Consider the following 14,794-nt stretch of genomic DNA (forward strand, 5'->3'; position numbering starts at 1 on the left):
GGATCAAAGGTATTTAATTACTAGCTATGATTTTTGATTTTAGTTCTTCTAAATCTAATAGGTAAATTTGACGAAGTGTTTCAACATAAGCCCTATTGTTATAATAGCCCTTGTTGAAATCTACAATGGCATCTTCGATCATGTTTAAAGCTGCCTTTTTATGGCCTTCATTTAATAATAGCTGTGCTTTGTAATATTTAGCATCTGCAGAGCTGGTAAAGTACTGAATAACTTTGTCAAAATTCTCATTTGCTTTCTTTGTATTACCAGATTCAAAATAGGCTATCCCTCTGTAAAGAAAAGCTTCTAGCTCTACCCAATCTTCACCCGAATCTTCTGTTTCTTTAGTAATGTGTTTGTCCCAATAAGCAATAGAATTATCATAGTCTTTTGCGCCTAAATAGGCTATGCCGCGCCAAAAATCGACACTATGCCCTTGTGGATAATCTAAATACGGAGTTATCGTGTCTGATGCGTTAAAATCTGCAATTGCTTTTTCATAATCTCGGTAGAACGATAGGTAGAGGTAACCTCGCATTGGAACCCAAGTAGCTGGGTCATGTGCAACCGCTTTGTCAAACCTTAGTTTCCATTCGTGTGGAATTCCTCTTTTTAGAAAAGGAACGGAAATCTCTCTTAATGCTTTTGCATGGGTACTATCTAAAGCTATAATGTTATCTAAAAGAGTCATCGCTTTAGGTGTTCCTTGAAAGATATGATCAAAACCATGTTTACTGTTTTCGCTATCCCATAGTTGCTTTGCTATTAATTTTCGCTCTTCAAAAGGAATTTCATCAAAATTTTTATTCTTACAGCTTAATGATGTCAATAGTAAAAAACTAAGGCAATATTTCAGTAATTTTTCCATCTTCTAGTCTAAAAATCAAGTACATATATTTGTCGTTATCCGATTTGTTATCTGAAATAACCCAATTCTCCTTTTCGACCGTTAATTGAATTATTTCTTCAACCAAATTATTGTTGAATTTTGTTATTTGATAATCTTTATTTAACTGGTTTACCTCCATATCACCGACTTCACCATTACAATTGATGATAAAACGAAGGTTGAGCATGCCACTATCAGTATAAAGGTTACTGTTGAAGTTAGATTGAATAAAGCGTTTAAATTGTGCTTTATTTTTATCAAAAACATTGAAGTCTACATGAGAGTAATAACCTATTGGGCTGTAATCGTTACAACGTTTGAAATTGGAGGCAAAATCACGATTTTCTGATGATAAATAACCAACATCATATTGATGTTTTTCAGAATTTACATCATACTTCCATTCATATTGATAATAAATGTACCCGATAATTCCAAAAAGAATTAGAACAATGCCCAATATACTATACAATAAAATTTTAATCCATTTTTTCACAAAGTGAATTTAACAAAAAATACCTTACATGAATAGTGCTTTATTTTAATGAATAAATAGAAACTGGTAGAAAACAAAAAAATCCTGCACAGTGGCAGGATTTTTAATTATAAATTGATCAAGATGAACTATTCTTGAATATCTAATTTTAAATTCAATTCTTTCAGTTGCTCGTTGTCAATAGCAGCGGGGGCATCGATCATTACATCACGACCACTATTGTTTTTAGGGAAGGCGATAAAATCTCTAATAGTTTCTTGTCCGCCTAAAATAGCTACGAGTCTATCTAAACCAAATGCTAGTCCGCCATGAGGTGGTGCACCGTATTGGAAGGCATCCATTAAGAACCCGAATTGTGCTTTTGCTTCTTCCGGAGTAAACCCTAAATGCTTAAACATGGTCGCCTGTGTTTCTTTATCGTGAATACGAATAGATCCACCTCCAATTTCGTTACCGTTCAATACCAAATCGTAAGCATTGGCGCGTACTGCACCTGGATCAGTATCCAATAATTCTAACTGGCCTGGTTTTGGTGATGTAAATGGGTGGTGCATGGCATGGTAATGACCGGTTTCTTCATCAAGTTCCAATAATGGGAAATCTACCACCCATAATGGTGCAAATTCGTTTGGTTTTCTTAGCCCTAGTCTTGTAGCCATTTCCATACGTAAGGCACTTAACTGTGTTCTTGTTTTATTGGCATCTCCAGAAAGTACACATATAAGGTCCCCTGGTTTAGCACCAGTAACTTCTGCCCATTTAGCCAAATCATCTTGGTCGTAAAACTTATCTACGGTTGATTTATAGCTTCCGTCTTCGTTACATTTTACATAGACCATTCCTTTGGCACCAACTTGTGGACGTTTTACCCAGTTTACCAAGGCATCTAATTCTTTACGTGTGTAAGAGGCTGCACCTGGTACGGCTATACCAACTACGAGTTCAGATGAATTGAAAACTCCGAATTCCTTATGTTGTGCAACGGCATTTAATTCACCGAACTCCATTCCAAAACGAATATCTGGCTTATCGTTACCATATTTGCTCATAGCTTCATCATAGGTCATTCTTGGGAACGACTCGATTTCAAAACCATTTACTTCTTTCAAAAGGTATTTTGTCAAGTTTTCAAATACGTAAAGTATATCTTCTTGCTCAACAAATGCCATTTCACAATCTATTTGTGTAAACTCAGGTTGTCTGTCGGCACGTAAATCTTCATCTCTAAAGCACTTTACAATTTGGAAGTATTTATCCATACCACCAACCATTAGCAATTGCTTAAAGGTTTGTGGCGATTGTGGCAAGGCATAAAATTGTCCTTCGTTCATACGACTTGGTACGACAAAATCTCTGGCACCTTCTGGTGTTGATTTTATAAGGTATGGCGTCTCTACTTCTATAAAACCTTCACCAGATAAAAACTTACGAACTTCCATAGTTACCTTACTTCTAAATATAAGGTTGTTCTGTACAGGTTTTCTACGGATGTCTAAATACCTATATTTCATGCGTAGATCTTCACCACCATCGGTTTCGTTTTCGATAGTGAACGGCGGAGTCTTAGATTCGTTTAATATGGTCAATTCAGATACCAAAACTTCAATGTTACCCGTTGGGATGTTTGCGTTTTTGGAAGCTCTTTCAATAACTTCACCTTTTATTTGAATTACAAACTCCCGACCTAAATTTCTAGCTTGTTCTAAAAGTGTTGCATTAGTACGATCTTCATCAAGTACCAATTGTGTAATACCATAACGATCACGTATATCTACCCAAACAACAAAACCTTTGTCCCTGGTTTTGGAAACCCACCCAGAAAGGGTAACAGTTGTACCAATATGTGATTCTCTTAGTTCCCCGCAGGAATGGCTTCTATACATAACATGTGCTTTAATGAAAGGGCAAATTTAAGAAGTCTATTTCATTATAGGTCTATATAAAAGGTAGGTTTTATTCGACGACCGGTTTTAGGGAAGTTGAATAAGTTGTATATGTAAATACACTGTAAAACAATGTGTTACGTCTGCAATGTAAATTTAATGTTACGTAAAAGTTATCTAAACATTGATTAATTGCAAAATAATTGTATCTTTATCACGTTACAATACTGTAAAACAATAATCTAAAAAAAATATATATCATGAAAAAGATTTTAATTTTAGCCGTAATGGCACTATCGTTAGGAGCGTACGCACAAGTTGATCCCACCTTTGTAAAAGATGGAGATAAAATAAAAGCTACATACTTTCACGCAAATGGAGAGAAGTCTCAAGAAGGTTATTTTGTAAATGAAAAGCTAGATGGACAGTGGAAAATGTTCAACGAAAAAGGAGAAAAAATTGCCATGGGTAATTATGACAACGGGGTAAGAACCGGTAAATGGTTATTTTGGGAAGGCGATGTAATAAACGAAGTAAATTTTGATAACAATAGAATAGCAAGTGTTACACAAGCAAGTGCTAAGGATCCTGTTGTAAGCAATAAATAAGTTAACTAACTCAAATAAAAAGCCCGTATCAATTTTGATACGGGCTTTTTTATGGACTATTATTTAATATACCTATACGGCACTTTCTATTTGTTCGGTAGTATCAGTACTATTACTGCCCCAATTTCTTAGCTTAATTTTTATACGATAAACTATGTTGAAGAGTACCGGTACTATAATAAGGGTTAAAAAGGTGGCTACCAATAAACCGAAGATAACCGTCCATGCCAATGGTCCCCAGAAGACCACATTGTCACCTCCCATGTAAATCTTAGGATTAAATTCCGAGAACAAGGAAAAGAAGTCAATGTTCAAGCCTATAGCTAGTGGAATCAAGCCTAATACTGTAGTGATTGCAGTTAAAATTACTGGTCTAAGCCTTGCTTTACCACCAACGATCATAGAATCGGTAGCGTCATTTATGGTCAATAGGTCACTATCTTCCATATCTAACCTAATCTTTTTACGATCGATCAATATTTGTGTATAATCTAAGAGTACTACACCATTGTTTACTACAATACCTGCCAAGGAGATAATACCCATCATGGTCATCATAATTACGAAAGACCATCCGGTAATCATTAAACCTCCAAATACTCCAATGAAGCTTAAGAAAATAGCGATCATAATAATTAATGGTTTAGAAATACCACCAAATTGGAATATTAGAATAAGCATAATCAATCCTAATCCAGAGAAAAAGGCACCTACCAAGAATGCCTGTTGCTTCGCTTGCTCTTCCAACTGACCGGTATAATCAATTTTAACGGTAGCGGGTGTACCATCGAAACTTTCCATTTCATTTTGAATTTCAGCTACAATAGCACCGGCATCGGTAAAGCCAGGTTTTAATCCGGAATAAATAGTTACTACTCGTTTACCATCACGGTGTTTTATAGCGCTAAAGCCCGACGTGTTTTTTTCCTTGGCTACCGCAGAAATAGGAATTTCTTTTATTTGACCGTTAGAAGGGTCTCTAAAGATGATGTTCTGGTTGAATAGGGCACTTTTGTTATACCTTAAATCTTCATTGAAGCGAACATTGATATCATAGTCTTCTCCGTCCTCTTTATAAACACCAGCCTTTTCACCAAAAATAGAACGTCTTAATTGGTTGCCTACTTGACCAACAGCAACGCCAAGTTCACCCGCTTTTTCACGATCTACGATTACTTGCATTGCCGGTTTGCCTTTATTGACATCAATTTTTAACTCTTCAATGCCAGCAATATTTTTGGTATTGATAAAGTTTTTAATGTCTTCGGCGGTGTTGATCAATTCATCATAATCACTACCTTCCAATTCAATATTGATAGGAAAACCAGCTGGTGGACCATTGGCATCTTTTTCTACCGAAATGGCAACACCAGGATAAATACCCTGTAATGCATTTTGCACCCGTGCTCTAATATCTTCGGTATTTAACCCTTCTCTGTATTTGTATTCACTAAAGTTTACGGTAACTTTTCCTTTATGTGGCATTTCTGCAGAAGAACCACCATCTGTTAACGGATTACCTGCACCTTCACCAACAACTGAAACAGCAGAAGCCATCATAAAATTTTCTCCGTTCTTTTTGTATTTAGGGTCATCCATTATGGCGTATACCTGATCTTCTACTTCTTTGGTAATTTCATTGGTTTTTTCAATAGAAGTACCTTCAGGGTATTCTACATACACATAAATTTCATTTGGTTTGTTGTCGGGGAAAAATTCAATTTTGGTACGACCACTATCTACAGACATTCCAAAAAGCATAAAGACACCGATCAACATTAAAAATGTAATACCAAAGTACCAGTACACATTATTGCCTCTAAGGGCATGTTTTAGTCGTTTTTCATACCAGTTTTCAAAACGTACCATGGTTTTACGTTGAAACTTCATTGCGGCACCTTTAATAACGTATTTATATACCCAGAACATGATTCCGGTCAATATCAACACAGAACCCAATCCACGCATGGCACCACCAAAAATCAGTATTAATATTCCTAGTCCAACTAGAATAATACTCATTCTGATCAATTGTTTTAAGGTCAGTTCTTTTTCATCTGTACTCATGAATTTGGAAACTAACATGGAGTTCATGAAAATTGCCACGAACAATGACGATCCCAATACTACAGAAAGTGTAATTGGAAAATAGATCATAAACTGCCCGAAAATACCAGGCCACAATCCTAAAGGTACAAAGGCAGCTACCGTTGTTGCCGTAGAAATAATAATGGGATAGGCTATTTCGCCAATACCTTTTTTGGCAGCTTCAGTTCTAGAAAGACCTTCGTCCATTAAACGGTATACGTTTTCTACTACCACAATACCATTATCAACCAACATACCTAGGCCCATGATCATACCAAAAAGAATCATGGTATTTAGCGTATAACCGAGCCATGATAAAATTACGAATGACATGAACATTGACATGGGTATGGCAAAACCAACGAAGAGTGCGTTTCTAAATCCTAAAAAGAACATTAATACGGTAACAACAAGAATGATCCCGAAAATGATATTGTTCACCAAATCATCTACTTGGTTCAATGTACGCGTAGAAGAATCATTGGCAATAGAAATATTTAGATCCGATGGAAAGTATTCCGCTTTTTCCTTTTTAACCAGTTCTTTGATTTTATCAGCGGCAGATATCGCATTTCTACCCGCTCTCTTCTTTACATCGAGCATTACTACATTATTGCCAAACTCACGGGCATAGGTAGTTTTATCTTTAGCATGAAAATTAACCGTAGCGATATCTTTAAGATAAACTGCTCCATTTTCAGATTTGACTACAAAATTGTTCAATTCTTTTGGGTCTTCAATTTCCCCAAGAATACGTATAGTACGTCTTTGACCAACGGTTTTCAAGTTACCTGCAGACATGGTCATGTTACCATTACTTATAGCATTAATAACATCTTGGAAACTTATTTTAGCGGCCATCATCTTGTAGACATCCACACCTACTTCAACTTCAAGGTCTTGCGCACCACGTATATCTGCCTGCTTAATTTCTGGGAGATCTTCTACTTCATCTTGCAGATATTCAGCAAACTCCTTCAATTTCTCTACAGGATAGTCTCCCGTAAAATTGATGTTCATGATCGGCACTTCTTCTGAGAAATTTAAATCAAAAACATTGGGTTCTACTTTGGCACCGTTAAACGTTGGCCAATCTTCACTTGCTTTTTCACTATCTACTTCATCCTTTACCTTTTGTTTGGCTTGTTCTACAGTTATGTCCTCATCAAATTCTACGGTTAAAATGGCGTAATCTTCTTGAGAGGTAGAAACAATCTCTACAACATTGCTAATATTCTTTAGCCTATCTTCTAAAGGGTCGGTTATCAGTTTTTCAATATCCTCTGCGGTGTTACCAGGATATGGGGTACTAATGTATATTTTAGTCTCTATGATTTCAGGAAAGTCTTCTCTTGGCATAGCCATGTACGCACTGAAGCCTAACCAAAGAAAAATGGCTATCATAACATAAATAACCGACGGGTTATCTATGGACCATGATGAAAGACCGAATTCCTTATCGGCGTTCTTTTTTACTTTACTCATCGATCTTTATTTTTTGATTTTAACTTTCTGACCATCTTTAACGCTTCTAGCGCCTTCTTTAATAATATGGTCTCCGTCATTTAAACCAGTTAATACCTCTATTTCTGCACCTTGCGTTTTACCTGTGGTAATAATTGTTCTTTTTACTATCGATTCTCCTTCTGCACTTGCTTCATCTGCAACAAAGACATACTGTTCTCCCTCTGCATTTTCAGAAATGATACTCGTAGGTATTAAGATGGCATCTTCACTGGTATAATCGTTAATGTTCACTTTTGCGGTAAGGTTGGGTTTGATTTTACCTTCCTTATTCGGTACCGGTATCTCAGCTTCAAATGATCGGTTTGCCGGGTTGATGAAATTTCCGGTCTCCCTGATCTTTGTAACAATACTATCTCCTAAAACAGGAAAGTAGACCAATGCTTCCTTACCTTTTGTAACATTGCCTATATAAGCCTCTGGTACCTCAACCTCAATGTACATATCAGATAAATTCACAATACGAAATACTTCTGATCCTTGACCTGGGGCTACTACCGTACCTTGATCTTTGATTACATCATCAATAATACCTGAAAATGGAGCTCTAATGGTAGATTTACCTAATTGGCTTTCTGCTTGTGACACCATGTTTTCTGCCGCCTCATAATTGGTTTTCGCTTGTAGGTATTGAATTTCAGAGCCAATATTCTGGTTCCATAAACGCTCTTGACGCTCAAAAGTGGTTTTGGCCAAAGATGCCTGGGTTTTTAATTGGTTTAACTGGCTAGACAGACCACCATCGTCAATAGTAGCCAAAACTTGTCCTCTGCTAACACGGTCGCCTTCTTTTACATGTACCCTTTGCAAGGTACCTGCCATTTCTGGGTAGATCAGTACATTTTGCTTGGTGCTAACATCACCCTGTAATTCCAGGTAATGATTAAACACTTCTTTCTTTGCCGTTAGCGTATTCACCAAAGGCAATTTCTCTTCATTTCCTAAAATAGCAATTGCAGAGTCCAATGATTTAAGTTGGGCATCTATTAGTTTCTGCTGTGTAGTTATTTCATTTTTCTTGGCTCTGATTGCCTCAAGATTTTGTTCCGAAATAATTTCAGCTACCGATTGATCTTTACCACCACATGAGTAAAGGCTTATGACGGCAATTAGTAAAATTGGTAATTTTTTCATGATTGTTTTTTTTATGATTGACTATTTAGGATTTTGTATTTAGTATAATTTCTAATTCGGTCTTTTTATTGATAACCTCAACCATAGACTGTAGAAATTCTTGTTGTGTAGTATATAGTTGGGTTTGTGCCTGTCTAAGCTCAAAACTAGTTGCCAAACCTTCTTTGTATTTAATTTGGTTCTTATTTTCAATACGCTCAGAGAGTAAAAGGTTTTGTTTTGCCGTTTCATAATTATTTATGGCCAACGTATAATTGTTTTTGGCATTCTCTAACTGTAATCTAATTTGTTGTTCTGCTTCGGTCAACTGTGTTTTAGCTTTTTCTAAAGCAATTTTTGCACGTTGGGTACTGGCACTACGTTTTAAAGAACTGAAAATAGGTATGTTCAAATCGAAACCTAGTATAGAAGAATCGAACCATTCTTGGTCTCCACTAAAAAAGTCGAAACTTTCTGAATATGCAGAACTGCCGTAATTTACAAACGCATTTAGGGTTGGTAAAGCACGGCTTCGAGCTAGTTTCCACTCGTAATAGCGTTGTTCGTTTAAATTTTCTGCAAGTTTATAATCTACATTTTCACTGATGTTAAATGCCGTATCTTGAATACCTAGGTCCATTTTAGAAACGGTAAGATCTTCTAGATTTTCTGTTAACTGTGTTGGAGCATTTAAATCTAAGCCCATGCTAACATTGAGCATTTGTAGGGTTATATCTTTTAACCTTAATGCATTTTGTAATTGATTTTCTATGGAAGAAAGTGTAATCTGTAGTTGATCTACGCTTTCTTCATCTCCTAAGCCGTTTTCGTAAAGTTTGCTGGTTTCGTAAAGATTTTTTTCGAGATTGGCCTTGTTCTTTTCTAAAATAGCAACCGATTCTTCTGCCAAAAGTACATTACCATATGCCTCTACTACTTGTTGTCTAACATCTAGCTCTGTTTTTTCCTTGTTATTGGCACTATAACTTAAAAAAGCTTTAGTTGCTTGTACCCCTACAATGTATGAGCCGTCAAAAATCTGTTGGGTCAACGTTGCAGTAGCGGTCATAGACTGTGGTTGCGAGAACACTACGGGAATAAATTCTCCGGCTGCACCACCTACTAATTCCGCAGGTAAAAGCGTAACAGGTTGCTTTAGTTGGTTTTGGTACCCAACTGATCCGTTTATTTGCGGTAAACCACCGGCTATTGTCTCCCATTTTTGCTTTTGGGCATCAATGATGTCTCTGTTGGCATTTATGGCAGCGTAGTTGTTTTCTAAGGCAAATTGAATGGCTTCTTCTAGTGTGAAGGTGTACGTCTGCTCTTGTGAATAGCCTAAATTGAGACCTAGTACCGTGATTAAAATTACTAATTGATTTCGCATTTATTCTTGATTTGAATTGATGATGTTGTTTAATATGGCTTTTCCTTTAAGGGTAACGATACCTCTTATATGGTATTCTAAAAATGAATCCATAAGTTCAGAGATGGGAAAAAGGTCTAAAGGGAAAATGTTCTGATCTTTAATGGTATTCATACCGCTAAAATATATTCGAGCTACAAATTCAGGATTTACGTTGTCCCTAAAAAGCCCTTGTTCTAAACCGCGTTCTACATTTAAGAGTACACACTTGTGCATTTTTTCAAATTGCAGATGCTTTAACGATTTATGAATTTTTGGGTAGTATTTCATTAACTGAAACTGAGCGGAACTTTTTTCGTTGTTTAAATGAGACATTACAAATCTTTTGATCTCGTATAATTCCTCAATAGCATTCTTTTCCATTGCTATTATTAGATCTATACCCTCATTAAGAACGCAAAATTTTGCCATTACGCAATCTTCTACGAGCGATGTCTTATTTTCATATTCGCTGTATATAGTTTTTTTAGACATGCCTATTTCATTGGCAATATCGTCCATGGTTATACTTTTAAAACCACGTTCCAAGAAAAGCTGTGTAGCAGTATCCCTTATTTTTTCTTTCATAACGACTGCAAATATACATCAGGAAACTTTAGAAACTTCAAAAGTTTCCTAAGTTTTACAATTTGTTAATGTTATTTGGAAAGATCATCCGTTGTTTATAGATTCATTTCTAGCAACATAGTCTTTGTAGGCTTGTTCTCCTTCATTTTTCCAGAATTCATCATAATGTTTCCATTTAGAAAAGTCATTTCTTACAGGTTTACATGGGTCAAATTTTGCAAACTTTTTACGCTTGTTCTTTTTCTTGTTACCTGGTCCGTCTCCACCTCCAAAACCAAAGATTATTTTGGAGAAAAGAAGTATTCCCATTGCTTTCCAATAATCTATTTGAGGTAATCCAAAAATATCTGGCATAAGCCAATTCCATAGGCGCATGACAATGTAGCCCACTAAAAAGGCTATAGCGAGGCCTAGTAAAACAAAAAAGAGAATTTTAAACGCCTTGTACACGTAATGTTGCACTGATTTTTCCATGGTTTTTTCCAAATTAGATTTCATAATGCTATTTTTTAATTTTCTATACTTTTAAGTAATATTGATAATGCCCTATGTCTTCTAGACATAAGTGTGCCTTGTGGTATGCCGGTTTCAGATGCAATTTCTTTGTAACTGTAATTTTCAAAATCTACCGCGATGATAATGTCCCTATACACAGGTTTTAGTTCACTAATTGCAATCTTTAGCTTTTCGCGAACATGATGGGGATATTCGTTGGAAGTTTCATCATAGAATAGGTTGGTGAAATCCGTCCAAAGTTCTTCTAGTTGATCTTGGTCATCTAAGCGCGATTTTTTAGTGCGCAATATGTCGGTAATCTTATTTTTAACTGCATTATAGACATAACCGCCAATGTTATGTATAGGTAATGCGTCAATAGGTCTAGAGAAAATACGTAATGCAACATCTTGTATAATGTCTTCTGCATCACTCTCAGATGTTTGTTTAATTTTAGATTGAATATAGTACTTGATCGAGCCATATTCTTCTTCAAAAAAACTATTAAGGTTCTTGTTATCTTTTTGGTTGGATGACATCCAAGAGTATTTTCAATTGGTCTTCATATATAAAGACGAAGAAGTTAAAACCTATTGCATTTTTAGGAAAGATTTTTTTAAAAGGGAAACCTAATTGATGGTAAAGATAATATAATCAGATAGTTGTGTTTATTTTTTGCGATATAAAAATATACCGGTAATAATTAAAACAAGCACGCCCAGAAGATACCAAACATAAGTTTGATTGTTTTTGGGCTGGGCAATTTCTTTGATCTGTAGTTGTTGGTTGGTTTCAACATTAGTTAATACCTGAGTATTGCCACCAGTCCAATCTACAATAACGGAGTCTACTTTTGTATTTGCTCCTAATCCAAAGTGTGCAATGACGGAGTTTTGAGACAAATGGCTGGATCCACCACCATCTATTTCTCTAATTAATCTTTTTCCCTTGGCAATTACCGTTACCCTTGAACCTATTCCGTTGGCTTCGGCCTGTACACCTTTCAATGCCACTTTTAACCAGTTTCCGGTGGTAGTATCATTTCTAAAAAGACGTGTTGTAGATGCTATAGGGTAGTTTAAAATAGGTTTTTGGTTTACGACCAATAAGTCCATATCCCCATCGTTATCCATGTCAAAAATGACTGAACCTCTGCCAATACCATAATCGTTAATGCCAAGTTCCCTGCCTTTTTCGGTATAGGTATTATCATTGTTGTCAAAATAAAAATTGCCCATGGGTGTGCAATTAGGATTTAAATCTCCGTTAGACACAAACAGATCTAAATCTTGATCATGGTCAAAATCTGCAAAATTGGCACCCCAACTAATGGCTAAATTATACGTGCCCAATTCTTTTGCTTTATCTTCAAATGATCTTCCATTGCCTTGGTTTTCCATGAGCATGTTGAACTTGATGTTGGTAATGTAATAATCCATCCACCCATCGCCATTATAGTCTCCCACAGCAGCTCCCATGGCGTTGATTTTCAAATCCATTTCGGTTTGCTTGCTTGCGTCTTCAAAATGCTCATTAGGATATTCATTTTGGTATAGAAAATTCGGTACTGCTTTATACCCAAAATCTTGGTTTACCAAAAGGTCTTGATCTTGATCATTGTCAAAGTCGGTGAATACACCGCCAAATCCAAATCCTTTATGGCCTAGACCATAGTCATCATATACATTTTCAAAACTTTTCCCACCTTCGTTTTTTAATAGATAACTTTTAGCTGTTTGGTTGGCACTAACTATGGTAGCGTCTTTTATGATTCCCAATTTACCGGTAAATTCTTGAAAATAGTTGCCCACAAATAAATCTGGGTAACCATCGGCATCAATATCGCCAAAGCTTGGACCTGTACTGAAGGAATTTAAATCTTCTAATCCGTATTCATTAGTAACATCTTTAAAGGTGGAGTCTCCATTATTTAAGAACAATAGATTTTTTGCCCTAGGAATAATATTCTTACCATCGGTAGTAGTAATTGTGGTTATGAATAAATCTCTAAATCCATCTCTATTAACATCGGCACTTACTACGCCTTGTGTAACATACTTACTGGTAACCTCAAGACCAGATCCTTCAAAAACGTTTTTAAAAGTTCCATCGCCGTTGTTCAAGTATAATTTATCATCTTTTATACCGCTGGTGATGTAAAGATCTTCAAAACCATCATTATTGAAATCAAAAACGGTAACGCCTCCACCAAAGGTACCTTCGTATACCTCATATTGGTGATTTATACCCGAGTCTTCTGTAACATCTGTAAATTGTTGTGCATGGCTAACCCATCCAAAGAAAAAAATGGATATAACTAGGTAGTTTGTGAATGTTTTGGTGTTATTGTTCATGAGGGTTTCTCCATTCTAAGTTGTAAATGTTCTTAGCTATTACTTTGCCTTTCTCTAAACCTACTTCATTGTCCAGTTGAGTATGTATACCGCCGTAAAATCTTGAATCAGCTGTTTCTTGTGCGGCTTCCCAAAAAGAATGGAACGTACGAATTACAAAATCAGTTTCCTTCAATTCATCTCTTTCCCTTCCTTCATGAGCTCTGTCGGTAAAAGTGAATTCCTTACCAAAATTATGTTCTAAAACAGTAGCCGCCGCTGCCGCTTGTATCGCATGCCCTGATGGAAAAGAAGGAAACGGCGGGTCGGGCCAAAAAGACTCCCACTCTTCATCAATATATTTTGGTACAAACGTATTAGGTCGCTCGGTAAAAAATTGATATTTCCATTTCCAGCAATTTATAAATGCATCTGCTACCGCCATACCTACTTGTGCAAATACCTGTGCACTTTCAATAAGTGAGATATCATGGCCTTCTACGGCTAGTGCTGCAAAATAATACGAATGACCGGGTGGGGTAAAACTAACATCTGGATCATCTCCCCACCAAATTGCCGCTTCTTTTTCTAGTTGGGTTAATTCAAGATCTTTTAGGTATACATTTTCAAATTGTTCATAATAAGGAGAACCTGGTGTAGTATCAAATGGTATCATCTTTGGGTCTTCTACTTCTTTATTCTTGGAAGCAAATGTTCTATTCTCGCCCCAATGTGGGTGTAAGGGATGATGACTGAATGATTGTGCGAACAGTGGGGGTTTCCATGCACCGGGTCTGTCTGGGTGAACCATGGTTTTGTCAAAATTGAAAAGATACCCTCTATGACCACCATCTGTTTTAGACCACTCAAAAATTGCATTGGCAACAGCTTTTCCAAAATCTACCGAGCGCTGAACCGTTTCTTTTTCAACTTCTTTTTGAAATTGATTGTAAATAACTTGCTCTAGAGAATCTATTTTTTGAATGTTTTCTTCGGATGTTTGAACGTATATGTTTTTTAATATTTCTGATTGACCTGCATTTAGGGCCAATACCCAATCATACTCTTTTGTATCGTCAATCGTAGGTAGCTTTTCTAACCCTAACAACTGACCGTTCATGGTATTGTAATCGGTAAAGCCTGGCACTACAGATTCATACATGGTGAGTCCGGTATATCCAAAAGCTCTGGATGCGAAAGTGGGGGAGTTGGAAGGCGTATATCTAGTAATGAACAAAGTCATGTTCGCCCATTCTAATACAACCTCTTTATCGCTCATTTTTTGCTCTTCTTTAGTAGAGCATGCCGTTACTATTAGAAGAAGTAAGATTAAAAGAGATTTACCTATTTTGTTTGTAAAGAATATGGTCAT

At 36.3% G+C, this 14,794-nt stretch carries 12 protein-coding genes; 1 reads left to right on the plus strand and 11 read right to left on the minus strand.

Annotated features, from left to right (window positions below):
- Window positions 1-13: 13 nt before the first annotated feature.
- The 3 genes from EXIGUO8A_RS08320 to aspS form a co-directional block, all read right to left on the minus strand.
- Window positions 14-868 carry a tetratricopeptide repeat protein gene (locus EXIGUO8A_RS08320; protein WP_159302750.1) on the minus strand — a complete coding sequence of 285 codons (855 nt, stop codon included), beginning with the start codon at window positions 866-868 and terminating at the stop codon, window positions 14-16.
- Complete coding sequence (locus EXIGUO8A_RS08325) at window positions 840-1,385, minus strand: hypothetical protein (RefSeq protein WP_159302751.1); 546 nt, start codon at window positions 1,383-1,385, stop codon at window positions 840-842. The genes EXIGUO8A_RS08320 and EXIGUO8A_RS08325 overlap by 29 nt, the downstream gene beginning before the upstream one ends.
- Before the next feature lie 128 nt (window positions 1,386-1,513).
- On the minus strand, window positions 1,514-3,268 hold the full coding sequence (gene aspS / locus EXIGUO8A_RS08330; protein ID WP_159302752.1) for an aspartate--tRNA ligase: 1,755 nt from the start codon (window positions 3,266-3,268) through the stop codon (window positions 1,514-1,516).
- A gap of 260 nt (window positions 3,269-3,528) precedes the next feature.
- On the opposite strand from aspS, the gene EXIGUO8A_RS08335 reads away from it, so the two are divergent.
- The gene (locus EXIGUO8A_RS08335) at window positions 3,529-3,876 is read left to right on the plus strand and encodes a toxin-antitoxin system YwqK family antitoxin (RefSeq protein ID WP_116771898.1); all 348 of its coding nucleotides are present in this window, start codon (window positions 3,529-3,531) and stop codon (window positions 3,874-3,876) included.
- Window positions 3,877-3,948: 72 nt separating this feature from the next.
- Here the strand turns inward: EXIGUO8A_RS08335 and EXIGUO8A_RS08340 are convergent, their stop codons facing one another.
- The 8 genes from EXIGUO8A_RS08340 to EXIGUO8A_RS08375 all read right to left on the minus strand — a co-directional run bounded on the left by EXIGUO8A_RS08340 (window position 3,949) and on the right by EXIGUO8A_RS08375 (window position 14,794).
- On the minus strand, window positions 3,949-7,449 hold the full coding sequence (locus tag EXIGUO8A_RS08340; RefSeq protein WP_159302753.1) for an efflux RND transporter permease subunit: 3,501 nt from the start codon (window positions 7,447-7,449) through the stop codon (window positions 3,949-3,951).
- Window positions 7,450-7,455: 6 nt separating this feature from the next.
- Complete coding sequence (locus tag EXIGUO8A_RS08345) at window positions 7,456-8,622, minus strand: efflux RND transporter periplasmic adaptor subunit (protein ID WP_159302754.1); 1,167 nt, start codon at window positions 8,620-8,622, stop codon at window positions 7,456-7,458.
- Window positions 8,623-8,647: 25 nt separating this feature from the next.
- A complete protein-coding gene (locus tag EXIGUO8A_RS08350) occupies window positions 8,648-9,988 on the minus strand; it encodes a TolC family protein (RefSeq protein ID WP_159302755.1) in 1,341 nt (446 codons plus the stop codon).
- Window positions 9,989-10,594: a TetR/AcrR family transcriptional regulator gene (locus EXIGUO8A_RS08355; protein ID WP_159302756.1), complete on the minus strand. Its 606-nt coding sequence runs from the start codon at window positions 10,592-10,594 to the stop codon at window positions 9,989-9,991.
- A gap of 84 nt (window positions 10,595-10,678) precedes the next feature.
- A complete protein-coding gene (locus tag EXIGUO8A_RS08360; RefSeq protein WP_159302757.1) occupies window positions 10,679-11,092 on the minus strand; it encodes a hypothetical protein in 414 nt (137 codons plus the stop codon).
- A gap of 11 nt (window positions 11,093-11,103) precedes the next feature.
- Window positions 11,104-11,628 (minus strand): RNA polymerase sigma factor, encoded by a 525-nt coding sequence (locus EXIGUO8A_RS08365; protein ID WP_159302758.1) that lies wholly within the window; start codon window positions 11,626-11,628, stop codon window positions 11,104-11,106.
- A gap of 129 nt (window positions 11,629-11,757) precedes the next feature.
- The gene (locus tag EXIGUO8A_RS08370) at window positions 11,758-13,443 is read right to left on the minus strand and encodes a CRTAC1 family protein (protein WP_159302759.1); all 1,686 of its coding nucleotides are present in this window, start codon (window positions 13,441-13,443) and stop codon (window positions 11,758-11,760) included.
- Window positions 13,433-14,794 carry a phosphatase PAP2 family protein gene (locus tag EXIGUO8A_RS08375; RefSeq protein ID WP_159302760.1) on the minus strand — a complete coding sequence of 454 codons (1,362 nt, stop codon included), beginning with the start codon at window positions 14,792-14,794 and terminating at the stop codon, window positions 13,433-13,435. The genes EXIGUO8A_RS08370 and EXIGUO8A_RS08375 overlap by 11 nt, the downstream gene beginning before the upstream one ends.

Source organism: Maribacter litoralis (assembly GCF_902506355.1).
GTDB lineage: Bacteria > Bacteroidota > Bacteroidia > Flavobacteriales > Flavobacteriaceae > Maribacter > Maribacter litoralis.